Raw genomic sequence first — 24265 nt, forward strand, 5'->3', positions numbered from 1 at the left:
AAATCGCATGCGCAATTCACTTCATGTAAAGCGAAACATCAGGCTGCATGGCGCATGCTGCATCAATCGCCTTGCCCGCGTTAAGCACGCGGCCTTCCGTGACGTCCTGCTCCAGTGAGGGGAATTTGTCACTGCTGGATAGAAGAAGTTGTTTCAGTTCGGAGGCAGTCGCAGTTGGAGCGCAGGATTTCATCAATGCGAGCACGCCGGAAATAATCGCCGCCGCCTGCGATGTGCCGCTCGCCTCATAGTATTTACCTCCGGGGCCGTACGAGGGTATTCCCGTTCCCGGCGCAGCGATGTCTACGTAACCCTTTCCCCGCCTGCTGCGCGGATACAGGACCGGTACGTCCCCATAACTGTAAGTGCTTAACGCTGCCACCCGAATAACGGGATCGGGAACGGAAGCAGACCTGCGCGGCGCCTTGTAGGCAGCCGGCCAGTACCACTGAGGCAGTTCCAGTCCTGCAATCTGGGTTCCGTCATTACCGACTGCTGCAACAATCAACGACCTGTTCGCCATTCCCACAGAAACGATCTGGTCGCGCAGGTAAGCAAGTGCCGTTTGATCCAGACCATACTGCCCGAACGACACATTAATAATCGCTTCACTGGACCACGGCTGATCGGGCCTGGCAGTAGCGGCATCCGCGATGGCCTGCGCCAGGGCAGTCGCACCGTTACTCGACGTTGTGCCATTTGGAGTGATCTTCCGGTCGACGATCCTTATGCCAGGGGCAATGCCTGCCACAGGCTTGCCCTCGACGGTGGTATCCGGGATCGCAATGATTGAGCTCATGAGTGTGCCGTGAATCCTGTCGGCCACGGATGCGTTCGGACTCACGCCCAAGGAATCAGAAGTGTAATTGTACGATCCCGCTGAACTACCGGCTAAAGGTCCCGAGAACTCAACGCCGCTATCGAGTACCGCGACCGAGATATCTCCTGCAATCCTGACCTGCTGCTTCAGGTTTATGGCCGCGAGATGCCAAGGCAACCTGGGCAATGTAGGGTTAACGACAGTGACCGGGACACTATCTGCGTCGTTCGACGGCAGGGCATGACTCGCCCAGAATAGCGTTCCCGCTGTCCATGCAGCGGTACATAGCAGAAACGTCTCAGGGCTGACACAACGCTTGCGACGGTCCTGAACGTTCATGCTTATCCAGGCGGGTGTGAGATTCTGCGCAGTGACCAGACCCTGTAGGGCGCGCAGTTCGGTAACGTTCATAGGCACACCACGACGATAGGCTAAACCAGCGTCCCCGCACCTTGAAGGTGAGTTGTACGACACACGCTGTTTCGTCACTGCCCATTCGCGCTTCCCGGAGACGGTATCCCTCACGCACGCCTCATACATCGACGTCGAGCAACTTGCGGAGAACGGCCCGTCTGCGCCTATCGCTGCGCAATTCGACACGGCGGCCGGAATATTCTGATATGCCTGTACGCCCGTGAACGCATTCGACATCCAGCTTTCACCCCGACGGTCCAGAGGGTCTCGATGCCGATGATCATCGTAAAACTTCTTAAAGTTCACCCAGACGAACTCGTCTTCGAAAACAGTGCGTGGACTCGCGTATCCTGCGTTTGATGCAGGAAATGGAAAGTTCCCGCCATTCGCCGAGCAGGAAGCCCACGCTTCAGACCATTCAGTACGCTTCGTTACCACTCCAAGCGTTCTTCCAGTCTGACAGAAGAAGTAATGCCGTTCCGTACAAGATCGCGGATACAGTTTCCCGTCTTTCAGCGACAACGCGGCGCAGGTTGCCGCGTCGGTCTGCGATACCATGGAAGCGTCATCACCCCATTCGTACAGTGACGGTTCCTCCACACCGGATTGCGCGAACGCGGAGATTACGCACGTGAACATCAGCAAGACGGCCAGAAATATTCTTTTCATGCTTTCCTGAGCTCGATTGATGGTTATTCTGAATGCATCGATTTGATTCCCAATGTTCGAAAAACGATGCCGGCGCGGCGTGCTTAGAGGTGGCCTCACTCGTTCGGACAGTTTTCTGAGATTTTTAAGTGGAACGTCCGAGGCAATCATGCTGCCGATTTGATCGCAGGCAGCGTCGCGAAGTATGCCTCATCCGGCGTCCGATCCGCCAGGCTCGAATGGGGCCGTTTCCGGTTGTACAAGTTGATGTACTCGCCGATGGAGCGCCGGGCATGGCTGACCGACTCGTACGCTTTCAGGTAGACCTCTTCGTACTTGATGCTTCGCCACACCCGTTCGACGAACACGTTGTCGCGCCAGCTTCCCTTGCCGTCCATCGACAGCCGGATGCCTCGGCCCAATACGGCTTCCGTGAACGCGTTCGCCGTGAATTGGCTGCCCTGATCGGTGTTCACAATGTCGGGCTGCCCGTAGCGCGCGAACGCTTCCTCGAGCGCCTCGACGGCGTGCACTGCTTCCAGCGTGATCGCCACCCGGTGCGAGAGGACCTTGCGACTTGACCAATCCACTACTGCCGTCAGGTACACGAAGCCTCGCGCCATCGGAATGTATGTCGTGTCCGGTGCCCACGCCTGATTGGCCCGGGCGATTTTCATGCCGCGCAGCAGGTACGGCCAGATCTTGTGCTGCGCATTGCGTCGGCTCGTGTTCGGCTTGCAGTACAGCGCTTCCACGCCCATGCGTTTCATCAGCGTGCGCACGCGGCGGCGGCCGACCTCATAGCCTTCCCGGCGCAACAGACGCGCCAGCATCCGCGCTCCGGCAAACGGAAACTCCATGTGCAGTTCGCCGATCCGCCGCATCAGCAACTGGTCGGCCTCGCTCACTGGCTGCGCCCGGTAATACGCGCTCGATCTCGCGATGCCAACCAGTCGCGTCTGTCGCGAAACCGGCAGCGCATGCGTACGGTCAATCATCGCTTTGCGCTCAGCAGTCCGGCTTTGCCGAGCGCTCCTGACAAAAAATCGTTCTCCAGCGTCAACTGTCCGATTTTCGCGTGCAGCGTTTTCACGTCCACCGGCGGCTCGTTCGACGGTGGAGCGGCCGCGCCGAACACATCCGCCGCACGCTCCTGCAGTTGCCGCTTCCACTCCGTGATCTGGTTCGGGTGCACATCGAACTGCTGCGCCAGTTCGGCCAGCGTGCGCTCGCCCTTGACCACCGCCAGGGCCACTTTCGCTTTGAACGCCGCTGAGTGCGTCCGTCGGGTTCTCTTCGTCATCTTTCCGGTTCCTTTGCCTGCATTATCGCTGGCTCAGGCCCCGGGCATTCCACTTACCCGTCTGTCCGAATTTGCGCGGCCACCTCTTTCTATGGCTTCCCAGTATGGAGGATAAAAGAGAACTCACTTGCCAGATGGCTACAAGAAACGTCTTGTCAATCATATTGCCCAGCAAGCGCAACGCATTCCCAACCAGCAGGCAAATCAGGTAAGCAAGCGGATCGGCGAGCCAGGCCCTGGCGGGCATTTGCTCAGCGTTTCCACGGCGCCGCGGCTGGCTGCCGTATCGCTTTGCCGAGCCGTTCGCACGCGTCGCGCACGACGGTCGCATCGAGTGCGCCGTCATCGGCGAGCGCCTTCAGCGCGGCGAGCACGATGCTCGCGCGATCGACCTCGAAGAATGCGCGCAGCGCTTCGCGCGTGTCGCTGCGGCCGAACCCGTCGGTGCCGAGCGTCACGTAGCGACGCGGCACGTAGGCGCGGATCAGCTCGGGCACCGCGCGCACATAGTCGGTCGCGGCGATCACCGGGCCCTGCGTTCCTTCAAGCATCCGCGTGACATACGACGATGCCGATCCGTCGTCAAGCCGCGACAGCCGTTCGGCTTCCATCCCGTCGCGCTGCAATTCGCTGAAGCTCGTGATGCTCCAGACGGCCGCATCGATCCCCCAGCCGTCCTGCAGCATCCGCTGCGCGGCGAGCACTTCGCCGAGAATCGCGCCGGCGCCGAACAACTGCACGCGCGCGGCCGCGTTTGAGGAGGACGGCAGCCGGTGCATGCCCTTCAGGATGCCTGCGCGACGGGCGGCCGGATCGTCGCCGGGCATCGACGGCTGCGCGTAGTTTTCGTTCATGACGGTCACGTAATAGAACACGTCGCGCTGCTGCTCGACCATCTCGCGCATGCCGGCATCGACGATCGTCGCGACTTCGTACGCGAACGCCGGGTCGTACGCGCGGCAGTTCGGAATCGTCGACGCCGCGAGATGGCTGCTGCCGTCCTGGTGCTGCAGGCCTTCGCCGCCGAGCGTCGTGCGGCCCGCTGTCGCGCCGACGAGGAAGCCGCGCGAGCGCTGGTCGGCGGCGGCCCAGATCAGGTCGCCGATGCGCTGGAAACCGAACATCGAGTAGTAGATGTAGAACGGCAGCATCGGCAGGTCGTGCACGCTGTACGACGTCGCCGCGGCGATCCACGACGACACCGCGCCGGCTTCCGAAATCCCTTCCTCGAGAATCTGCCCGCGCGTGTCCTCGCGGTAGTAGAGCATCGAGCCGAGATCCTCGGGTTCGTAGCGCTGGCCGAGCGGCGAGTAGATGCCGACCTGCCGGAACAGGCTCGCCATGCCGAACGTGCGCGCTTCGTCGGCCACGATCGGCACGACGCGCGGGCCGAGGTCGCGATCCTTCAGCAGCGCTGCCAGCATGCGCACGAGCGCCATCGTCGTCGACATCTCGCGGTTCGCCGCGTCCAGCGCGAACGCACCCCAGGCCGGCATAGGCGGGACGGTCAGTCCTTGCGATGCCGCCATCCGCCTTCTGGGCAGATAGCCGCCCAGGGCAGCCCGGCGGGCATGCAGGTAACGCATCTCCGGGCTGTCTTCCGCTGGCTTGTAAAACTTCAACTGCTCGACGTCGCTGTCCGACAGCGGCAACCGGAAACGGTCGCGGAACGCCTTCAGGTCGTCGACGTCGAGCTTCTTCTGCTGGTGGGTCGTCATCCGCCCCTGGCCGATCGTGCCCATCCCGTAACCCTTCATCGTCTTCGCGAGGATCACCGTCGGCTGGCCGCGATGGGCGAGCGCGCGCGCATACGCGGCGTGCAGCTTGAGCGCGTCGTGGCCGCCGCGGCGCAGGCGGTCGATTTCCGCATCGGTCAATTGCGCGGCGAGCGTGTCGAGCGCCGGGTCGCGGCTGAAGAAGCGTGCACGGTTGTACGCGCCATCGTTCGCGGAGAAGGTCTGGAACTGGCCGTCGACGGTGTCGGCGAACGCGCGGGCGAGCGCGCCGGCGTGATCGCGCGCGAACAGCGGATCCCAGTCGGAACCCCACAGCACCTTGATCACGTTCCAGCCGGCGCCGGCGAACAACGCCTCGAGTTCGTCGATCACGCGGCCGTTGCCGCGCACCGGGCCGTCGAGCCGCTGCAGGTTGCAATTGATCACGAACACGAGGTTGTCGAGCCCTTCGCGCGCGGCGAGCGACAGCGCGCCGAGCGATTCGGGTTCGTCCATTTCACCGTCGCCGAAGAAGCCCCACACGGTGCGGTTCGCGGTGTCCGCCAGGCCGCGATGCTGCAGGTAGCGCATGAAGCGCGCCTGGTAGATCGCGTTGATCGGACCGATGCCCATCGAGCCGGTCGGGAACTGCCAGAAGTCGGGCATCAGCCACGGATGCGGATACGAGCACAGACCGGGCCCGGCGATTTCGCGGCGGTAGTGCTTCAGGTGTGCCTCGTCGAGGAAGCCTTCGAGATACGCGCGTGCATAGACGCCCGGCGACGAATGCGGCTGGAAGTAGACGAGATCGCCGCCGGAACCGCCGTCGTCATGCCCTTCGCCCGTCGCCGCGCGGAAGAAATGGTTGAAGCCGACTTCGAACAGGTCGGACGCCGACGCATAGCTCGCGATGTGTCCGCCGAGCTCGCCGTATGCGCGGTTCGCGCGCACGACCATCGCGAGCGCATTCCAGCGCAGCGCGGCCGACAGACGCGCTTCGAGATCGGCATCGCCCGGATACGGCGGTTGTTCGTGCGCGGCGATCGTGTTCACGTACGGCGTGACGGGGCCGCGCGATGCAGCAAGACCGCGCGTGCGCGCGTGCGCGACCAGGCGATCGAGCAGGAACTGCGCGCGATCCTGGCCGACGTGAGCGACGACCGCGTCGAGCGCCTCCAGCCATTCGGCGGTTTCTTCGGGGTCGGCATCCACCGGCGCCGGCTCACCTTGCCGCGCTGCCAGCTGACTGTGGAACAGATCCGTCATGATTCGATTTCGGACTGGCGGAGTTGGGCTGCGTCGGTACGGCCACCGGCATCCAGCGCCTGCACCAGGTCGCCGAGAAGATCGGAAGTATCTTCAAGCCCGACAGACATACGGATGAGCCCGTCAGAAATGCCGTGTGCCGCACGTTCTTCTCGTGTGTAGGTCGAATGAGTCATGCTGGCCGGATGCTGCACGAGCGATTCCGCGTCGCCCAGACTGACTGCGCAGATGAACAGTTTCAATGCGTTGATGAAGCGCTTTGCCGCAGCTTCGCCCCCGCGCAGTTCAAACGCGATCATGCCACCAGCGCGGCGCATCTGTCGGGCGGCCAGTTCGTATTGCGGGAAACTCTTCAGACCAGGAAAATAAACCGCCTCGACCAGCGGGTGTAGTGACAGGAAATCCGCAACGACCTCGGCGTTACTACAGTGTCGCTCCATCCGTAAGGACAGTGTCTTGAGCCCGCGCAGCAACAGGAACGCGTCCTGAGGAGACATCACCGCGCCGGTCATGTCCTTGAGGCCCTGCAGGCGAATCTGAGTCGCGAGTTCCATTGAGCTGACGACCAAGCCTGCGGTAATGTCACCATGACCGCTCAAGTACTTGGTGGCCGAGTGCACGGCGACGTCGGCCCCCAGCTCCAGCGGTCGCTGCAGATAGGGCGTGCAATACGTATTGTCGACCACGACCTTGGCACCGTGGCGGTGGGCGATTTCTGCGACGGCGGAAATATCGACCATGCGCATGTTCGGGTTGGCCGGGGATTCGAAATACACGACACGCGTTGCTGCCGTCATCGCGCCCTCGACTTCACTCGGATTCGACATGTCGACGTAGGTGACACGTACGCCGAACTGTCCGATGCCGTGATTCAGGAACGCGAACGTGCAACCATACAGCGTACGGTCGGTCAGAATTTCGTCGCCAGGTCGTAGCATGGTCCACAAGGTGGCAGTAATGGCCCCCATCCCAGACGAGAAGGCGACGGCCGCTTCGCCACCTTCCAGCGACGCGATCCGGGCCTCGAGCAGCGCGAGCGTCGGATTGCTGATACGTGTATAGAAATAACCCGGTTCCTCGCCGGCAAAACAACGACCACCATACTCGACTGTCGGAAAGGCGAAAGTTGCCGACAGGTAGATCGGCGGAACCAGCGCGCCCTGGTGGGCTTGCGCATCGTAGCCGTGGTGAATGGCGCGCGTCGAGAAGCCAGGGTTGTCGTTTTGCATCATAGGTCTCCTGTTGAACGGTCCTGCTTACTGTAGCCAGCCGAAAACGGAAAGTGCTTCCAAAGTATTGACGTCCTACCCTGCAGGCGCGCACGATTCAGGCGAATATCCCCATCAGAGTAAAAATTTTTGCCGGCCATGACCCTCGACCGCATTGATCGCATCCTTCTGTTGGCGTTGCAGGACGATGCCCGACTGACGATTGCCGAACTCGCCGAACACGCATCGATCACAGCTTCGCCATGTTGGCGCCGCGTCCGGCAGCTCCAGGAGGCCGGATACATCCGTGGATATCGGGCTGTCCTCGCGCCCGACATGCTGGGATATGGTGTTACGGCGTTCGTGAGCGTGATGATGGGGGATCACGCGCAGGACATTGCACGAGAGTTTGAAGCGCGGTTGATGGAGATCCCGGAGATCATTTCGTGTCATCACGTGTCTGGACGCTACGATTTTCTACTCGAGGTGATTGCTTCCGACCTGCACGCGTTCGGCACGTTTACGCGCGAAGTGTTGCAAGCGTTGCCGGGCGTCAAGGAAATCTACTCGAGCTTTTCGTTGAAGGCCGTCAAGAATAGCCGCCAGCTTCCGGTTCCGGGCTTTGTTCTATCGCCAGAGTCGATATGAGTATCGATGGAGGCACGTGCGGAACGATCGGACATTTCAATAGTTGGGTTAAGACTCGGTGAAAATCAACAGCTTGTCGCCCCGTCCATCAAGCGTGGCGTCGATTGCCTCCCGGGGGTCGCGAGGTCCGCTTGTTGATGAGAATTGGCGATCCGTAAATATTTGGCGATATTTTACGTTTTTATGAAAAAATATTTAAGCCAATTTAATTGGCAATGCATATCTATTATATACTTTGGAGGAAGCTCGCACTCGCGTGCTTTATCAAACTCGACAATCACATCACGCATGGCCAACCGACCCACGATCGACGGACAACGCTCTGCGGCATCGCCCATATTCCTGTCAACGATTTGGCACTGCGTGCGTTAACTACGTACAATTTTGGCGTCTCGGGTAGCCCCTTTCCTGGAGTGGGTGAACGAAGGCAGGTGGATCATAAATATGTTGTTACTCACGAGTGGATCGAGCCAGGCACAACGGATTGGGGATCGCGCATGCCGCGTTCCCCGTGCCCGTTTCCCGAACCGTGTCCGGCGAGTCCTCCGCATTTCCCGGTAATGCATATCGACGACGACACGTGGGAGCAAGTCGCACCACTGATTCTTTCTGAAGAACCCTCTGGACCTGGGCGACCTTATACCGACGTGCGGATCGTACTGACGGCGATTGTCTACATCCTGTTGATGAATATCAGTTGGGGCAAGCTGCCTCGCCTGAAATTCGGGACATCGGGCATCACGTGCTGGCGGCAATTCCGCAAATGGGATCACGACAAGGTTTGGCCAAAGATCGAGCGGCGACTTACGCGAGAATGGCGACAACAGGGACACGTCGAATGGAGCGCGCAGCTACGTGATGCGGCTTCAAGTCGACTGGAAGAAATGAAGGTTCGCTCGCATCGCAAACAGATGCGCCAACGTATACGGAGGGCGGGCCGTTGAACCCGCGATTGCAATGGCTCGAAAATCGCATCCCAAGAAGCGAAAGCCTCTAACCAAAGAACAATTGTTGCCGCTGCCTTCTGATAAGGTCCGGGCGTTGTCGCTCGAAGCGCACATCGCATTGTCCGTGCTACGGCGCGGGCACGGACAAGCCATGCAAATCGGTTGTCTCGCAAAGACACTTTACCTCGCGTACTTTATGCGCGATGTAACGTCATCGGGGGCCGAAATCGAGCAGTTCCAGGTCGCCGAACTCATCGTGGAAGACTGCATCAACCGAGCGTCTCGCGGTGAGCACTGGGATTTGCCGGAAGAGGGTCACTCCGCGATCGAACGCATTTTGCAGTTGTACGATACTCAACTTGCCAGCGTGCCCGCACACCGGTTTGCAGACGCGTGGCAGCAGTTCCTGCGTGTCGTCGTAAACAACTGTCAAACACCGATCAACGGTTCGCGCGTTCAATCGCCAACGATCGGTGCTGATGTAGTGGAGGGATTGGTCCACGAATCACTGGACTTGCCTGAAAGTCGCCGCCGCAACATCGAATCCCAGTGAGCCATCTTCAATTCTCCGAGACAACGTGCAACCGATCAAGAAAACACGCGCCCGAGAATTAAACAATGGCCTTGGCGATTTGAAAGAATTGTCCTTCGCTCGTTCAACGAACGTCTCATCGAACCAAGCTACCGCTCCGCCCGCTCAGGGTCGCAAGCTGGCGATGCTGGCCTTGGTCATAGCACTGACGTTAGCCATACTGCACATGATATTGCTGGCGATTTTGTCGACGGCCCCGGTTTCCTGATAAGGAGGTTTATGCGACTAAAGCACATAGCGCGCGCGCTCGTTTCGACTATCACTCTACTGATGCTCGGTGGATGCGGACTATTTGGCTGCGGCGGTGCAGCAAGCAACGGTGGCGGCTGGGGAGGTTGCCATGTCGGGACGCGTTTTTAAGACACGGCACACACCTTAAGGCATCGATTCGCAGTACTTTCTCGTTTACTGGCTTTCGGTCAGAATAGTGCGCTGTGCGCGGGCGTAGCTCAATGGTAGAGCGACAGCCTTCCAAGCTGATGACGAGGGTTCGATTCCCTTCGCCCGCTCCAATGGAAACGTGGCCGAGTGGTTTAAGGCACCGGTCTTGAAAACCAGCGACGGGCAATCGTCCGTGAGTTCGAATCTCACCGTTTCCGCCAACGGGTCTGCGGCGAAATGCCAACAACCGTACGCCCTCCCGGGTCTCTATTGGTGGCGACGCCGCGAGACCCGTCCGTTCGGGCCCGTAGCTCAGCTGGTTAGAGCAGTCGACTCATAATCGACCGGTCGCCGGTTCAAGTCCGGCCGGGCCCACCAGCAACGTAAGCACGAGACCAGTACCGTCTGTGAACGCTCGGTGACGAGTGCCATGATGTCCTGTGAAGGACACGAATGACCAGTCGTGTCCACGATAGGAGTTGTGGACAGAGTGACTCAGACAGTCGAGATCCGGCCGAAACGGCAAACTCGCCGACATCCCACGGAATGGAAGCGGACCATCGTCGCGCTGACATTCGAGCCCGGCGCATCGGTCGCCCGTGTTGCTCGCGAGAACGGCATCAATGCCAATCAGGTGTGGGCATGGCGTCGCCTCCATGCGCAAGGCCTGCTAACGGACGATGCGATTCCAGACGCAATGCTGCCGGTTGTCGTCAACGAACCGTCTCAGCCGTCGATGGCGCTCGAGGTGCCGACTGCGACCGACAACATACCGTCCGGCTCGATCCAGATCCAGCATGGCAAGACGTCGATTCGCATCGAAGGCGCGCCAGACCCGGACGTGCTGCGTTCTGTTCTCGATCGCATTTTACGATGATCGGTCTGCCTCAAAACACGCGGATCTGGATCGCGGCGGGCGTCACCGATATGCGATGCGGCTTCAATTCGTTGGCCGCGAAGGTACAGACGGTGCTGGAGAAAGATCCGTTCTCTGGACACGTGTTCGTGTTCCGGGGCAAGCGCGGTGACCTGCTGAAGTGCTTGTATTGGAGCGACGGCGGGCTATGTTTATTGGCGAAGCGGCTCGAGAAGGGGCGTTTTGCGTGGCCGCGTGCTGACGCCGGCGTGGTCGCGCTCACAACCGCCCAACTGTCGCTCTTGCTCGAGGGTTTCGATTGGCGGCAGCCGGTCGAAGCCGCGCGCCCACGCAGCGCGCTGTAAACCATTGTTAACTGGTGCTCGCGTGATCATGGGCAGTCGTAAACTGTCCTCATGGAATCGACTTCGACCGCGCTGCCCGACGACATCGACGCTTTGAAAGCGTTGCTGCGTGAGCGCGATGTCACGGATCGGCGTAAAGGAGCCGGGGATGATCGGCGTAATGGCGCCAGTAGAACTGGGGGTAAAGTGCGGGTTCGAACGGTTTCAAGGTTGCGGTTTTTTGCCGTTTTTGGCAACTGTATTTTGGGGCGGATCAGGCATGGGTTTCGGTGCGCGTCGGCTGTCACCTTCAAGCACGAGCCGGTAGGCGCCGTGGCGTAACCGATCCAGAGTTGCCGTGCCGAGGATGCGGTTGTCGGGGAACGCGGCGCCCCATTCATCGAAGTGCAGATTCGACGTGAGGATCGTCGCCGCGCGCTCGTAGCGGGCATCCACGAGATCGTGGAAATCCTCATCCTGCGGGGTATGCAGAGGTTTAAGCGCGAAGTCGTCAACGATCAGCAGCGGTACCTTGGCGAACTGCTGGAACCGGCGTTCGTAGGTACCGGTCGCGCGCGCGGCGTTCAGCCGCTTGAACAGCTCGGTCTGCGAGATGAACAGCACGTCGCGCCCCTGTCGGGCCGCGCAATGTCCCAGCGCTTGCGCTAGATGACTCTTGCCCGTGCCCGTTTGCCCGGCGATCAGGATCGCGACCTTCTCGTCGAGGTAGCGGCCGGCCGCGAGATCGTAGACGTAGGCACGGTTCAGCGCGGGCAGCAAGTCGAAGTCGAAGGACTCGAGCGTCTTGCCGATGGCGAAGCCGGCACGCGAGAGGCGGATGGCGAGCTTGCGGTTCTCGCGACGGGCAACCTCGTCGTGCAGCAGCATCGCGAGGAACTCGGTGTAGGCAAGTTTCCCGTCGATGGCCTCGCGGTTGCGCTGTTCGAGCGAGTCGAGGATGCCGGACAGACGAAGCTGCTTGAGGATGGAATTCAGTTCGGGGCTTGGATTCATGGATTCAGTGGATCAGAAGGGATTGGAGGTCACGGCCGAAGCGGCCGCCGTCCTGGTAGGTGCCGCCCGGCGTCGCGGCAGGACGCGTGGTGGCCTGAGCGTCCAGACCCTTATCAAGGATGCCTTTGACGGTGCGGTATTTCGGGCTGCTGAAGGCGAGCGCGCGTTCGCAGGCCGCTTCCAGCCGGGCGTCACCGACCTGCTCGCGCAGCCGGATGAGTCCCTGCGCGCCGCGCAGATTGACGAGCACCATGTCGTTGAACAACGCAAGGATCACGCCGTGGCACGATGGTCCGATTTCCTTCGCGCGCGCCAGGCACCACTGCGGATCGTGCTCGAGCCAGGCCTGCGCCTCGGGCGGCTGATGGTCCCGGACCGTGTGGCGACCACCGGCCCGTTGCCGCGGGTGGGTCGCGACGAGCTGATGCTGGTGGTACAACTGGATGACCGTGTCGGTCGCCTTCAGCCAGAGGGGCTTGCCGACCAGTGCATACGGCGCCGAGTACAGCGCGTTGCGGTAAACGACGTGGCCGTCGCGGTGGACGCTGACTTCCTTCCAGACGGAGATCACCGGCGCCACGTCCGGCAACGCGGCGAGCAACGGGCGCTCGACGCCGAAGCGCGCGAGCGGTTGCTCGTGGGTCGTGCCGTGTGTGCGTGTGCCGGCCTCCTGCAGGACCCACTCGCGAAGCTGCCGATTCGCATCGGCCAGATCCCGGAACTCGCGCAGTGGCACGAAGGACTTCTTGACGTATTTGACGCCCGACTCGACGACGCCTTTCTTCTGGGGATCGCGTGGCGGACAGGCGTCGATCTTGAAGCCGTAGGCTTCGGCAAGCGCCGCGTAGGAGCGTTGTACAGCCGGATCGTACCGGCATGCTCGGATGATCGCGCACTTCGCGTTGTCGATGATGATCCGGCTGGGCCGGCCGCCGAACCATTCGAAGGCGCGCCGGTGGCAGGCCAGCCACGTCTCGACGGTCTGGTCCAGCACGATCTCGGCGTACTGGTGACGCGACCAGCACAACGTCATCACGAAGATCCATGTTCGAACCTCCATGCTCTCGACGCTCAGCACAGGACCGGCGCCGAAGTCGACCTGCACCGCGTCGGCAGGCGCGAACTCAAGGATCGTCGTGGCGGCCACGCCACGCTCGGCGGCAAGATGCCCGACCATACGGCGGACTGCAGAGTAGCTGCCGGTGTAGCCGTGATTGCGGCGCAGTGCAGCATGAATCGTGGTGCCCTGAACACCGGCAGCAAGCCAGCCGCGAATCTGCTCGCGAAACGGCTCCACCGTCGACACACAGGTACTCGGCAGATGCGGCGTGCGGCCGAAGACCCCTGCAATAACCGTATCGTCCGGCAACGGTTGCGTGGGATCGAGCCAACCCCGCGTCTGAGCTTCGCGGCGTACGCTCGTGAGCTTCTTGCGTCCCATCAGTCCGCCGCGCGCGATGTCACGGTCGGAGTCGCCCTGCCGCATACGGACAAGGACTTGGCGATACTCAAACAATTCGAACCTCCGATTGGCCATGGACGCTCCGTTCAAAAAGAACGGAGCGTACCGACTAGGAAAGTTCGAACCGCGCCTTTGCCCCGGCGCCGCTGGCGTCTTTACGACGATCCTGGACTGGCGCCTATACGCCGATCCTCAGGTGGCGCCATAACGCCGATCCTGGGCTGGCGCCTATGCGCCGATCATCAGGTGGCGCCTATATGCCGATCACGGATTGGCTCCATAACGGCGATCCGTGACACGCGACGCCCAGGTCGCCGAGCTGCGGCAGCAACTCTCGTCGCGCTCACTTGAGATCGAGCACCTAAAGCTCACGATCGCGAAACTGCGCCGCATGCAGTTCGGCCGTAAATCGGAGAAGCTGGATCGTCAGATCGAGCAGCTCGAATTAAGGCTGGAGGATCTGCAGGCCGACGAAGGCGCCGCCGATGTAGCAGCCGCTCCCGAGGCAAAGCGACCGCGCCGCGAAGGTCCGAGCCGCAAGCCGCTACCCGAACATCTTGAACGCGAAGAGCGCGTCCATCTGCCCGCCGATGATGACTGCCCCGATTGCGGTGGACAGCTCAAGCCGTTGGGCGAAGACGTCGCGGAGCAACTCGAATACGTGCGTGCGCACTTCCGTGTGATCCGTCATCGCCGCCCGAAGCTGGCCTGCGCGCGCTGCGATCGCATCGTGCAGGCTGCGGCGCCGAGCCGCCCGATCGATCGGGGCATCCCGGGTCCGGCGCTGCTCGCCCACATCGCCGTGTCGAAGTTCGCGTACCACCTTCCGCTGCACCGCCAGGCGGTGATGTACGCGCGTGACGGCGTCGAGATCGATCCCGGCGCGATGGGCTACTGGATGGGCAGCATCACGGCGCTGCTCGCACCGTTGGTCGACGCCGTGCGCCGCTACACGCTGGCCTGCGGTAAGGTGCATGCGGACGACACTCCGCTGCCGGTGCTGGCGCCGGGCAACGGTCGAACGAAGACAGGACGTCTCTGGGTCTACGTGCGCGATGATCGGCCGAGCGGCTCCGACGAACCGCCGGCGGCCTGGTTCGCCTACACGTCAGATCGCCGCGGTGAGCATCCGCAGCGACATCTCGCTGACTTCACTGGTGTGCTGCAGGCCGATGCGTTCGCGGGCTATGCCGAGCTATATCTCGACGGGCGCGTCCAGGAAGCCGCATGTATGGCTCACGCGCGCCGGAAGATCCACGACCTGCATGCGGTGCGCCCCAACGCCGTGACGGAGGAGGCGCTGGGCCGGATCGGCGCGCTCTACAAGATCGAAGAGCAGATCCGCGGCAAGCCGCCCGACGAACGGCGCAGTGTGCGCCAAGCGCGGGCGGTGCCGCTGCTCGACGACATGAAGCGTTGGTTCGAAGCGACGCTCGCCAAGCTCTCTGCAAAATCTGACACGACCAAGGCGATTCAGTACGCGCTGAATCGCTGGCCAGCGCTCGTCTACTACTGCAGCGATGGGTGTGCGGAGATCGACAACCTGATTGCCGAGCGAGCATTGCGAGCCGTCGCTCTCGGACGGCGGAACTATCTGTTCGCCGGCGCCGACTCCGGTGGCGAACGTGCCGCCGCGATGTATAGCCTGATTGGCACGGCGCGCTTAAACGGCCTCGATCCCGAGGCGTATCTCGCCTACGTGCTCGAGCGCATCGCCGACTATCCGGCTAACCGCGTCGACGAGCTGCTGCCGTGGAACGTGGCGCCGTCGCTGCCGCCTACTGCTCGCGTCGACCCCATCCGATAGCGTCGCAGAGCTCCGCAGTCAACAACCTGCACTACGGTACTGCTCGGGCGCTTACCCAGCAACCGGTTTAGCTCATCTGGTAGAGCAACCGATTTGTAATCGTCGGGTGGCGGGTTCGAGTCCTGCATCCGGCAATCCTTGCCCGGATGGCGAAACAGGTAGACGCAGGGGACTCAAAATCCCCCGCCGCAAGGCGTGCCGGTTCGACTCCGGCTCCGGGCACCACCTAGGGTTTTGGTCAATGGAGACTGCCGGACCGATGTTGAGAAAGCGCAATGTTTGGATAAACGCCAAATGACACGAGACGAAAGCGAAGAACAACGCAACTCAGACGACGAGGCATCCGGCGTGCAAGACGGCGAAGGCCGATCAAGAGCGAAGGCGAGGCTGGTCGGCGAAGCGGTCCGGCAACGGGTGCAGCGTGGCTCGTCCGCCCCTCGAATACACTAAAACTAACGTGTTAGCCGACCCTTATCAAGACAAATCTCCTTTATCTTTGCCACCGCATAGTCACGCCCCACTCCTTTTAAATTACTGGCAACACACTGATAGTATTTTTCTTTCCCATTAAATGGGATCGAATCACTTCGATGCAGCTTATCGCATGCATCATAAATGGACTCTACGGCCACTTTGCTTTTCGTTTGCCCAAGATATTTGGTCAGACATTGACCATAACCCAGCTCATCCGCTAAAACTTCCTTCCCTACAAGACACGCCCCTAAAATCAATGCTCCAATGCAGATCATCTTCTTGACGTTCATCGCAGACCCTCGCCGGGACTTGTGCCCGTATAACAGTCGTTATTTTATATTTCACGCTGGCGCAAACTATCATGCTTCCAGATAGCAATCAATTTCTCATATTGATACGCCACTTAATTATGAACAAATATCGCCAAACCGTTAACTACAGTTAGACCTATTGGATCTTTCTACTGTTCTTGCTACGCTTGCGTGGTTGTTTCACCACCGAGGTGAGGCAGCACACTCCGATCATCCGTTTCATGGGTTTGGTACGCAGCCTTATGGCTGCGTTTTTTTCCTCACGTAGGATGCGCGTCGTCATACGCCATCATCAACGCCCGCAAGTCGTACCACATCCCAAAGTAGTGCACGATAAAATTCCCTGGACTGCGGAACATCCACGGGGTATTGACGTCGACCAGGTCCAGAATTGCATCGTCCGTTAGCGCATCCGCCCGCTGCAACCCTCGAATGAACTGATACTGATCTCCGTTGCCTGCATACACCGTCGAGCGATCTTCCATCGCTTCGATGACCTTCATGATGTCGCAGAGCGCGGCCTCATTGCGAGGCGTATTCTTGAACCCCATCACGCCTGCGTTAAACTCCCACTGGCCAACATCGTGCGCCAGCAGCAACTCGCGCCCGCACAACAACGATTCGAGCGCTCGTTGCTGATCTGCGATCAGCACGTCGGCATCAAGCCAAATCACCCAGTCATGGTGCTTCAAATAGCCATGCAACAACCACGGTTTGTACCAGTTTGCGCTGGCTTGCAAGCCGATCTCCTTCGGCAAATCGCGATGAACGTATAGCGTGTAGCCGTGCCTGTCAGCATAACGACGGAAATTGCGCTCCGCTATTCGAGCATACACACTCACATTTGGTGTGAACAGGGTGACGATTGCGATGGCATGACCGGGGTTATAGGTTGCTCGCTCGGCCTCGGGTTCGAGTTCGACACACTCGTATTGTGGGAGCCGGAGGTACGGTAGACCAGCCGCTTGACACTGATTGATATGCTCAACCAGCACGTTCCGGAAGCGCCCCACCACCCCTTTCTGATTGGGCTGTTCGAGTTGGTCGTCCAGACTGAGTGCGAAGGTCGGAACTCTTACCCACTGCGGGTCGTAGTTGTAACCTCCCCCCATCACGACGCACATATTCGCCAACGGCGTCATATAGTGGTGAATCTCAAGTCCGTCGAAGAGCCCCGCTTCTGCTGGTGGCGGTGTTTGCCCACCTGCCCGGCACTGTTTGACGATATTCAGCACCGTTTGTCGTACCGCGTGAGTATTGCGCCAAAACTGCACATCGACCTGTGGCAATCCATGAGCAGCCGTTTGCACGAGCAGGATATCGCGCTCCTGCATGAATACGTGCGCGCGCACTTCCTGACTCAGGATGACGGCATCTTCGCTTAACAGCAGTACGATTTCTCCGTCAGGTGCCTCGCGTAGAATATGCAGCAGCACCTCATAGCGATGCAACACACGAAATGCGTGTAGCGGCGACATCTGCGAGGCATCGACATATCGATGCACGTAGCCGAATCGATTAGCATAGCGGCGATGGTTGGCCAGACTGGCAGGCGCGTCTTGTCGAAAGTGGCTAAGAATGATCATTTCTGCTTGTCGGAATCGTCGTGAGGCAAGGCGGTTGAGTGTCGGCCTGACACCGACACTTGCCATCGAGCATGGGCAGGCTGCCCCGGCAGGCAGCGCGAGCGTAGACCGATTGTGTCGCCTTGTGCGGTCCCGATCTCGAGGGTAACGGGTAAGCCGGATGTGTAGGCCACCTCGCCGTTCCTCGAGATCTCGACTTCGAGACACGACGGCTCATCTGCAAGATGCGTGGCACGCAATTTTAAGGTCGCAATCGCATCGGTGATGCGCAACTTCACATGTGTGTTGCCGCACGTGTGAATCGAGACAACCTGTTGCTCACCGCTGCTGGTAACATGCGGCCATCGATCCGGCTCAAATGTCGTACTCGCATCGATTTCGAGTCCGAGCGGATGGAGAAAAACACTGGCCTCGCCAGCTAAAGAATAGGAGTCCCACTGTACCTCGCGCGGATGTGTCAAGCTGAGCGCCCCACCGTTCTGTAGCGCGCTTGCTGCGTGGCGAGATAAGTAGCGCCAGCGGTTGATGTAGCGGATATCGCCGGTCATATGCAAAGCGCGAACAGATTTTTTTTGATGTTCGAAGACGATTGTGCCGTTTGTCCAGTCCTGACGTTCGCGCAACCCCCACTTTGGCAAAAAATTGTGTTCCTGCCCCAACAGACACACGCCGTGTTCGGCGGCCCAGAGGTGAAGTATCGTGGTATCGAGACCGTAGATCGACTGGAAATCCTGGCCCACCCGATTCAGACAGCGTTGAACAAAATGAGAGAAGCCTACCCACGCTGAGCGGTGCCCAGCAATCAATCCGGCCTGCAACGGAAATCCGTAGCGCTTAATAACCTCGTGTGAGCACTGTTGAATCAGGCGCTCCCGATTGGGGCCGGTGATCGGCCTGGTCACGTAATCGCAATAGTGCAGGTCTGGTGCAACATGTATGCGCCCGCTGTCTTGCACATCGTCAAACAAATCAAACGGCTGTCCGGTGAACCATACATCTGCGTCGTAGAGCGCGAGTTGACCAATTCGAGGGTCTTGCTCCAACACTCTGGCTGCGGAAACGAATCGATCACATGCGAGTTGGCCTGTCTGCGCACTCGGATGAATGGAAATTCCCTGCTCTTCCAGCAATCGCCGTTTGGCCGCACATAATCCATAGTCGATGACGCCAAGTAGATCACGATATCCGGTTGCCCGAATTGACAATACAAACGGGATGAGCATTTCGTACCATGCCTGATCGTTGTCATCTATGGCGACTACGACGATCCGTGCGGCATGAGGTACGGTGTCCATCGGAGATTCATGTTTCTTATCGGGCACGGGAAAGGGTCCTTATCATGGTTCACCGGGGCTTGCAATTTTCGCGCGCCCCCTTGTCAATACTTGATCCACTGTTGCACCCGCATCGCGCTGAATACAACAACGATCCCCAACGCCACGGCCACGACACAATTGAGTCTCTGATGACGCAGACGAAGTCGCGTCCAAAGCGGCCTCGCGATGGCCTTCCTCCGCGCTTTTTCGACGTCTTGCAGCGGGGGCATTGGTTGACGGCTTCGCTCGTCGGACTCAGTCCCCCGAAGCCCTGAGGCTCGCACGTGAAGAATGCACATGAGTTGCCTCTTCGTCGTCCCGATATGCTGCTGATAGCGTCTCAATACGCTGAACAAAATCGCCGTTGCCACGTACGCCACCGTGCACTGAACCGAGTTCGAAACAGACGATGTTGACGGGTCAGAATCGATGACGCCGATGCGGCCACTATCAAACAACTGCGCATGAATTGCCGCGCCCATCGCCTCGACACTTTTGAGTTTTTCGATTGTACTAATTCGATTCGATAGTCCGTAGGATAGGAAAATATTTGAATTTGAAGATGAAAGAGCCTGGTCGATTTTGTCGATCCCATACGGCGTGCCTGCTATGTCGAGCACATTTCGATAGCATTTCGACAATGCTTCTCGCATCAGCATTTCAAGTGTCGAGGGCGATGTGTCGGTATGGAGACTTAGCAGCATTGCCGCGTCACGATCAAAGGTCATGATCGCAGACTCGAGCGCTTGATAGTTGGCTACTTCGGGCGAGCCGGCAAGAATATTACTCATGCCCCTTCTCCATCAACGCCCCTCTGCGATCCGCACGCCTAGACTTGCCCATATCCAGCTGCACGCCGGCTCCCGTCAAATCCCCTTGCAATGCCTGTTGCAGCCGATGCTCCTGCGCCCTGAGCTTGCTCAGTTGCTCTCGCGCCTGCGCCTGCTCTGACTGCAGCGAAAGAACTCCCTCGCGCATCTGTGCCTGGCGTGCATTCACTTGCGTACTTTGTGCGCGCTCGATACTCAGATCCGCCTGCATCGCCTCGACTTTCCGCTTCGCTGAAGCAACTTCCTTGTCGTATCGGTCCCGCCATGCCTGAGCCAAAACGCGATTGCGTTCGACTTGCGCTAATTCTGTGCTCTGCGAGACGAACTGCTTGAACAGCTGATCGGCCAGTCCGGCTCGATCGGTACGCACGACTTTCCAGAATCGCTTGAACTGGAACAAGGCGACGAAGTAGACCAAATTCTCTCTGTCAAAGAACTCGCTGGCGCCATACTCAGCGTTGTAGACCGTACGAAGCTCATCAACCTTCTTGTCTCGAATCAAGCCGATCAGCGTACCGACCTCCCCACGCGTGTAATCGGACGGCACAGTCTGGTCCGACGACGCAGCTTGGTCTGAGGACGGCGCTGCCTCTTCTGATACAGGCATATCTTCCTGCCCATGAGCGACAAGACTCACCACCGCCATGACGCTGAGCAGTACACTTCGGACTGGACCAACCCACCTTGATTTCATTGCGCCCTACTCTCTCGATTCGTGTTCTTCACTTTGTGAACTGATCCGGGATATCGGTGATTCGACGATGTGACAGATAGCGCATCCAGTCTTGCGGCTGCACTGGCTCTGCCTGCGTCGAGATCTCCTCGGGGGTGTTTGTCATTACGCGCTCGCTCATCGCACTGCCACTATCTTGGACATGCGTGCTCCGCGCTAGCGGATGAGCGTGGTGGTGCGCTGGCCCATGCGGGCTTAAGCGAGTTGCCTCCAGTCTCGATTGAGGCAACGTAGGTGTTGGCGAAGATTTCAAGCGCCTGAGCACGGGTTGCTTGATTTCGCTTCGCTGCGTTGGTGCGCGCTCCACATATCGCGGCTTCATGCTCATCCGTGAGGTCTCCGACACGCCTGGTGATACGGTCGTAGCAAGGTCAGCCGAGCTCCGTACAACAGGCGATTGCACAGACTGCGCATGCGCCTGAATCGTTGCGGCACGCGGGACGTCATGTGCCGGCGGCACCACGTGCGGACGCAGCCACCAGCCAATTGAAGCGCCGGTTGCGATCATCCCCCCGAGCAACCAGCCAAACGGATACCGAACGCGTCTGGTTCGTCTGATGGGTGGCGCATACGCTTTTTCGATACGCACGGACTTCGGTTCGGCGGGTGGTACTGCAGCGCTGTCGCTACGCCCCGATCCCGACCCAGACCCCGACCCCGACCCAGGAACATGGACTCTAGCGGCTGACGGTGGAAGCTGCCGATAAAGATTGATCGGCGGACCCATCACGATTCGCTTGTGCTTCGCGTTGCGCTCGCTCATGACATAATCGATGCGCCACGCGTGCACACGCGCGAGCGCATCGCCCCAGGTTGGGCCGCAAACACATGGAACGGCTTAGAACTCATACCCGGCCTGGACCCGTCCACCCACCATCCCTGCACCAGTTACCGACCCAGCCAAATTGAACAACCAGTGCCCATTGCCTGTCCGATAGGTAACGCCTGCGGCCACGGCACTGTATCCACCGTAAGTGGCCGCGCCCGCAGCCATGACTGCTCGGCCCGGCTCGCTAGGCACCAGGCTCGGCATGGCCATCGCCGAAGCGATACCAGCATAGGCTCCGCGCTGCAAGGACGAAACGGAACTGCGCACGGCGTCGAGCTGACTGACGTTGACGGCGTCGGTGGGCGCAACGCCAGCCGCGACATTGACGATCCGACGTGGGTTGTCGGCCGAACCCACCGACACCGTATTAGGATCGGTCGCTACCGAGTTTGCGCCCAGGGCGACTGAATTGGCCGCAGTCGCCGATGCGCCTGCACCCAACGCGACAGCGTTTGTACTCGATGCGAGCGCATTGGCCCCGACGGCTGTTGTGAAGCTCGCCAGCGCCTGTGCCTGGTAACCCGATGCAAATGACTGGCTGTACGCGGCCACCGCTCGAAATCCTACGGCCGTCGCATTCTCCTGTTGCGCCTGAGCATACGCACCGTATGCGGTCGCGCCATTTGCCACCGTACTAGCCTGCGCTCCATTTACTCCGGCCACCGAGCCCGCACTCGCACACAACCCGGTCGCAGTCGTGTCCACGCCGTTTGCCACAGTGCAGCCCGTCGCATCGATACCACTGACGGTCGTCGCATCTCTGATTGCCCCCTGCGTCTGCACAAAGCCATTTGAGCCACCTCCGATCGCCGTGCCTAACACGGTCCCATTCTGCGCATTCACTGCTTCAGACTGGCGAACGATCGGCGAGAGTGTGGTCGAAAGCGAATCGACTCGCGAACTGACAGTGCTGACGCCAGTGGACAGCGACACGATCCCACTGAATGCCGTACTCAGACCGCTTGATGTTGACGTCGAAAGTGATCGGATGCCGGTCGAGAGTGAACTCACTGCCGTAGATGTTGACGTCGACAACGCATTGAAGCCCGTCGAAAGCGAACCAACTGCGCTCGTGTTCGTCGACACTACCGCCGACAGTGATCCCACATTGCTATTCGTCGTACTCAAGCCTGACGACAGTGAGCTCACACCCGTCGAAAGCGAACCAACCGCGCTCGTGTTCGTCGACACTACCGCCGACAGCGATCCGACAATGCTATTCGTCGTACTCAAGCCCGACGACAGTGAGCTCACACCCGTCGAGAGCGAACCAACCGCACTCGTGTTCGTCGACACTACCGTCGACAGTGATCCCACATTGCTATTCGTCGTACTCAAGCCCGACGACAGTGAGCTCACACCCGTCGAGAGCGAACCAACCGCACTCGTGTTCGTCGACACTACCGTCGACAGTGATCCCACATTGCTATTCGTCGTACTCAAGCCCGACGACAGTGAGCTCACACCCGTCGAGAGCGAACCAACTGCGCTCGTGTTCGTCGACACTACCGCCGACAGTGATCCCACATTGCTATTCGTCGTACTCAAGCCCGACGACAGTGAGCTCACACCCGTCGAGAGCGAACCAACTGCGCTCGTGTTCGTCGACACTGCCGCCGACAGTGATCCCACATTGCTATTCGTCGTACTCAAGCCTGACGACAGTGAGCTCACACCCGTCGAAAGCGAACCAACCGCACTCGTGTTCGTCGACACTACCGTCGACAGTGATCCCACATTGCTATTCGCCGTGCTCAAGCCTGACGACAGTGAGCTCAAACCCGTCGAGAGCGAACCAACTGCGCTCGTGTTCGTCGACACTACCGCCGACAGTGATCCCACATTGCTATTCGTCGTACTCAAGCCTGACGACAGTGAGCTCACACCCGTCGAGAGCGAACCAACTGCGCTCGTGTTCGTCGACACTACCGCCGACAGTGATCCCACATTGCTATTCGTCGTACTCAAGCCTGACGACAGTGAGCTCACACCCGTCGAAAGCGAACCAACCGCACTCGTGTTCGTCGACACTACCGTCGACAGTGATCCCACATTGCTATTCGCCGTGCTCAAGCCTGACGACAGTGAGCTCACACCCGTCGAAAGCGAACTCACCGCCGTCGAAGTTGACTGCGACACGCTATAGAGTTGCGATCCATTGATGGCATCCGTGCTTGTACTCGTCACACTGCCGGCCGCGAGTTTCGTGATCGACGTCGACGACATGTTAATTCCGCTCCGGAACGTGCCCAAACCAGTCACCGTCGTTGCACCGTCCAGTGCAATTCCGGAGGGGCCGTACAAATACACGGTTCCTGGACTAGCGCCCCCAACACCACCTACCGCAACATATGCTTCCCCTAATGCCGGATAAGAAGTGGTTTCCTCCTCTGACAAAACGACTCCTGATGATCCCGTACACGCGCCTGGGATCACAGAGGACGCGGCTGAAGTTGTATAGTCTCCATTTGCAGGAACAACGCTTCCTGGCGGCACAACCCCCGTGTAGCTGTAATGGGTCATGGCTGAGTTTGTTCCGCAATTGACAATTGTACCGGCCTGCGATTGAGGCGAAACGCAGGCGAGATATGCCAACACCCCTATATAAGCCGCAGAAGGTCTAATTAACCCGAATCGCGATCCACCTCTTTGATTTCGATGCCGCATCATATGGCTCACATCCAAAACAACCTCAACACGTATACCCATACCAGATCTCGATATTTCAAAAAAACGTTTTTATATTTTAATCATATTGAAA

The 24265-nt window shown here is 59.6% G+C and carries 20 protein-coding genes, 4 tRNA genes and 1 pseudogene; 12 read left to right on the forward strand and 13 right to left on the reverse strand.

The features are described from left to right. Nucleotides 1–16 precede the first annotated feature (16 nt). The 4 genes from AC1VVG_RS35590 to AC1VVG_RS35605 all read right to left on the reverse strand — a co-directional run bounded on the left by AC1VVG_RS35590 (nucleotide 17) and on the right by AC1VVG_RS35605 (nucleotide 7395). The gene (locus AC1VVG_RS35590; RefSeq protein WP_482837679.1) at nucleotides 17–2053 is read right to left on the reverse strand and encodes a S8 family peptidase; all 2037 of its coding nucleotides are present in this window, start codon (nucleotides 2051–2053) and stop codon (nucleotides 17–19) included. Beyond that, nucleotides 2050–3185, reverse strand: a protein-coding gene (locus AC1VVG_RS35595) for an IS3 family transposase (RefSeq protein WP_482837680.1) whose coding sequence is annotated in 2 segments (ribosomal slippage) — nucleotides 2050–2930 and nucleotides 2930–3185 — 1137 coding nt in all. Because the reading frame shifts where the segments join, the coding sequence is not laid out codon by codon here. Before AC1VVG_RS35595 ends, AC1VVG_RS35590 begins: the two co-directional genes overlap by 4 nt. Before the next feature lie 251 nt (nucleotides 3186–3436). After that, nucleotides 3437–6166, reverse strand: coding sequence for an alpha-ketoglutarate dehydrogenase (mdeB, locus tag AC1VVG_RS35600; RefSeq protein ID WP_482837681.1), 2730 nt, complete (start codon nucleotides 6164–6166; stop codon nucleotides 3437–3439). Beyond that, entirely contained in the window at nucleotides 6163–7395 is a 1233-nt protein-coding gene (locus AC1VVG_RS35605) for a methionine gamma-lyase (protein WP_482837682.1), read from the reverse strand. The genes mdeB and AC1VVG_RS35605 overlap by 4 nt, the downstream gene beginning before the upstream one ends. A gap of 138 nt (nucleotides 7396–7533) precedes the next feature. On the opposite strand from AC1VVG_RS35605, the gene AC1VVG_RS35610 reads away from it, so the two are divergent. From AC1VVG_RS35610 to tnpB, 9 genes are all read left to right on the forward strand, one after another. Continuing rightward, nucleotides 7534–8022, forward strand: a complete 489-nt coding sequence (locus AC1VVG_RS35610) for an Lrp/AsnC family transcriptional regulator (protein ID WP_482837683.1) — start codon at nucleotides 7534–7536, stop codon at nucleotides 8020–8022. A 560-nt stretch (nucleotides 8023–8582) separates the two neighbouring features. After that, on the forward strand, nucleotides 8583–8966 hold the full coding sequence (locus AC1VVG_RS35615; protein WP_482837684.1) for a transposase: 384 nt from the start codon (nucleotides 8583–8585) through the stop codon (nucleotides 8964–8966). Between the two features lie 13 nt (nucleotides 8967–8979). Beyond that, entirely contained in the window at nucleotides 8980–9522 is a 543-nt protein-coding gene (locus tag AC1VVG_RS35620; RefSeq protein WP_482837685.1) for a hypothetical protein, read from the forward strand. 25 nt (nucleotides 9523–9547) lie between these two features. Next, complete coding sequence (locus tag AC1VVG_RS35625) at nucleotides 9548–9769, forward strand: hypothetical protein (protein WP_482837686.1); 222 nt, start codon at nucleotides 9548–9550, stop codon at nucleotides 9767–9769. Between the two features lie 230 nt (nucleotides 9770–9999). Beyond that, nucleotides 10000–10073 (forward strand) — tRNA-Gly (locus AC1VVG_RS35630). A 2-nt stretch (nucleotides 10074–10075) separates the two neighbouring features. Then, nucleotides 10076–10163, forward strand: a tRNA-Ser gene (locus AC1VVG_RS35635). Between the two features lie 80 nt (nucleotides 10164–10243). Beyond that, nucleotides 10244–10320 (forward strand) — tRNA-Ile (locus AC1VVG_RS35640). 112 nt (nucleotides 10321–10432) lie between these two features. Then, on the forward strand, nucleotides 10433–10819 hold the full coding sequence (tnpA, locus tag AC1VVG_RS35645) for an IS66-like element accessory protein TnpA (protein ID WP_482837687.1): 387 nt from the start codon (nucleotides 10433–10435) through the stop codon (nucleotides 10817–10819). Then, the gene (gene tnpB / locus AC1VVG_RS35650; RefSeq protein WP_038785480.1) at nucleotides 10816–11163 is read left to right on the forward strand and encodes an IS66 family insertion sequence element accessory protein TnpB; all 348 of its coding nucleotides are present in this window, start codon (nucleotides 10816–10818) and stop codon (nucleotides 11161–11163) included. The genes tnpA and tnpB overlap by 4 nt, the downstream gene beginning before the upstream one ends. Before the next feature lie 204 nt (nucleotides 11164–11367). Here tnpB and istB read toward each other — a convergent pair whose 3' ends face one another. Together istB and istA are read right to left on the reverse strand one after the other, a co-directional pair. Continuing rightward, nucleotides 11368–12156 (reverse strand): IS21-like element helper ATPase IstB, encoded by a 789-nt coding sequence (gene istB / locus AC1VVG_RS35655; RefSeq protein WP_440022064.1) that lies wholly within the window; start codon nucleotides 12154–12156, stop codon nucleotides 11368–11370. 4 nt (nucleotides 12157–12160) lie between these two features. Beyond that, nucleotides 12161–13672: an IS21 family transposase gene (gene istA / locus AC1VVG_RS35660; RefSeq protein WP_482837717.1), complete on the reverse strand. Its 1512-nt coding sequence runs from the start codon at nucleotides 13670–13672 to the stop codon at nucleotides 12161–12163. A 238-nt stretch (nucleotides 13673–13910) separates the two neighbouring features. Here istA and tnpC point away from each other — a divergent pair, with 238 nt between their 5' ends. After that, a complete protein-coding gene (gene tnpC, locus AC1VVG_RS35665) occupies nucleotides 13911–15425 on the forward strand; it encodes an IS66 family transposase (protein WP_482837688.1) in 1515 nt (504 codons plus the stop codon). Between the two features lie 140 nt (nucleotides 15426–15565). Next, nucleotides 15566–15650, forward strand: a tRNA-Leu gene (locus AC1VVG_RS35670). A 227-nt stretch (nucleotides 15651–15877) separates the two neighbouring features. On the opposite strand, the gene AC1VVG_RS35675 is transcribed toward AC1VVG_RS35670, so the two are convergent. The 6 genes from AC1VVG_RS35675 to AC1VVG_RS35700 all read right to left on the reverse strand — a co-directional run bounded on the left by AC1VVG_RS35675 (nucleotide 15878) and on the right by AC1VVG_RS35700 (nucleotide 22056). Continuing rightward, on the reverse strand, nucleotides 15878–16189 hold the full coding sequence (locus AC1VVG_RS35675) for a hypothetical protein (protein ID WP_482837689.1): 312 nt from the start codon (nucleotides 16187–16189) through the stop codon (nucleotides 15878–15880). A 281-nt stretch (nucleotides 16190–16470) separates the two neighbouring features. Next, nucleotides 16471–17796, reverse strand: coding sequence for a glycosyltransferase family protein (locus tag AC1VVG_RS35680; protein ID WP_482837690.1), 1326 nt, complete (start codon nucleotides 17794–17796; stop codon nucleotides 16471–16473). Beyond that, entirely contained in the window at nucleotides 17793–19091 is a 1299-nt protein-coding gene (locus tag AC1VVG_RS35685) for a hypothetical protein (protein WP_482837691.1), read from the reverse strand. The genes AC1VVG_RS35680 and AC1VVG_RS35685 overlap by 4 nt, the downstream gene beginning before the upstream one ends. Before the next feature lie 83 nt (nucleotides 19092–19174). After that, the gene (locus tag AC1VVG_RS35690) at nucleotides 19175–19903 is read right to left on the reverse strand and encodes a hypothetical protein (RefSeq protein WP_482837692.1); all 729 of its coding nucleotides are present in this window, start codon (nucleotides 19901–19903) and stop codon (nucleotides 19175–19177) included. Beyond that, entirely contained in the window at nucleotides 19896–20636 is a 741-nt protein-coding gene (locus AC1VVG_RS35695) for a DUF2968 domain-containing protein (RefSeq protein WP_482837693.1), read from the reverse strand. Before AC1VVG_RS35695 ends, AC1VVG_RS35690 begins: the two co-directional genes overlap by 8 nt. Nucleotides 20637–21513: 877 nt before the next feature. Continuing rightward, nucleotides 21514–22056, reverse strand: a complete 543-nt coding sequence (locus tag AC1VVG_RS35700) for a YadA family autotransporter adhesin (RefSeq protein ID WP_482837718.1) — start codon at nucleotides 22054–22056, stop codon at nucleotides 21514–21516. A 145-nt stretch (nucleotides 22057–22201) separates the two neighbouring features. Between AC1VVG_RS35700 and AC1VVG_RS35705 the strand changes: the two genes are divergently transcribed. Then, nucleotides 22202–23650: a hypothetical protein gene (locus tag AC1VVG_RS35705; protein WP_482837721.1), complete on the forward strand. Its 1449-nt coding sequence runs from the start codon at nucleotides 22202–22204 to the stop codon at nucleotides 23648–23650. On the opposite strand, the pseudogene AC1VVG_RS35710 reads toward AC1VVG_RS35705, so the two are convergent. Then, nucleotides 23644–24213: pseudogene (locus AC1VVG_RS35710) on the reverse strand (hypothetical protein); the annotation flags it as partial. The gene AC1VVG_RS35705 and the pseudogene AC1VVG_RS35710 sit on opposite strands and share 7 nt — an antisense overlap. Nucleotides 24214–24265: the final 52 nt, after the last annotated feature.

This window comes from Burkholderia sp. L-4 (assembly GCF_056856535.1).

What these genes read in the sequence shown, in the direction of transcription:
- AC1VVG_RS35685 (WP_482837691.1), bottom strand. Translation starts at nt 19,091, where the DNA reads ATGGACACCGTACCTCATGCCGCACGGATCGTCGTAGTCGCCATAGAT.
- AC1VVG_RS35680 (WP_482837690.1), bottom strand. Translation starts at nt 17,796, where the DNA reads ATGATCATTCTTAGCCACTTTCGACAAGACGCGCCTGCCAGTCTGGCC.
- AC1VVG_RS35620 (WP_482837685.1), top strand. Translation starts at nt 8,980, where the DNA reads ATGGCTCGAAAATCGCATCCCAAGAAGCGAAAGCCTCTAACCAAAGAA.
- AC1VVG_RS35690 (WP_482837692.1), bottom strand. Translation starts at nt 19,903, where the DNA reads ATGAGTAATATTCTTGCCGGCTCGCCCGAAGTAGCCAACTATCAAGCG.
- AC1VVG_RS35610 (WP_482837683.1), top strand. Translation starts at nt 7,534, where the DNA reads ATGACCCTCGACCGCATTGATCGCATCCTTCTGTTGGCGTTGCAGGAC.
- AC1VVG_RS35695 (WP_482837693.1), bottom strand. Translation starts at nt 20,636, where the DNA reads ATGAAATCAAGGTGGGTTGGTCCAGTCCGAAGTGTACTGCTCAGCGTC.
- AC1VVG_RS35675 (WP_482837689.1), bottom strand. Translation starts at nt 16,189, where the DNA reads ATGAACGTCAAGAAGATGATCTGCATTGGAGCATTGATTTTAGGGGCG.
- AC1VVG_RS35590 (WP_482837679.1), bottom strand. Translation starts at nt 2,053, where the DNA reads ATGATTGCCTCGGACGTTCCACTTAAAAATCTCAGAAAACTGTCCGAA.
- tnpB (WP_038785480.1), top strand. Translation starts at nt 10,816, where the DNA reads ATGATCGGTCTGCCTCAAAACACGCGGATCTGGATCGCGGCGGGCGTC.
- AC1VVG_RS35615 (WP_482837684.1), top strand. Translation starts at nt 8,583, where the DNA reads ATGCATATCGACGACGACACGTGGGAGCAAGTCGCACCACTGATTCTT.
- istB (WP_440022064.1), bottom strand. Translation starts at nt 12,156, where the DNA reads ATGAATCCAAGCCCCGAACTGAATTCCATCCTCAAGCAGCTTCGTCTG.
- AC1VVG_RS35605 (WP_482837682.1), bottom strand. Translation starts at nt 7,395, where the DNA reads ATGCAAAACGACAACCCTGGCTTCTCGACGCGCGCCATTCACCACGGC.
- mdeB (WP_482837681.1), bottom strand. Translation starts at nt 6,166, where the DNA reads ATGACGGATCTGTTCCACAGTCAGCTGGCAGCGCGGCAAGGTGAGCCG.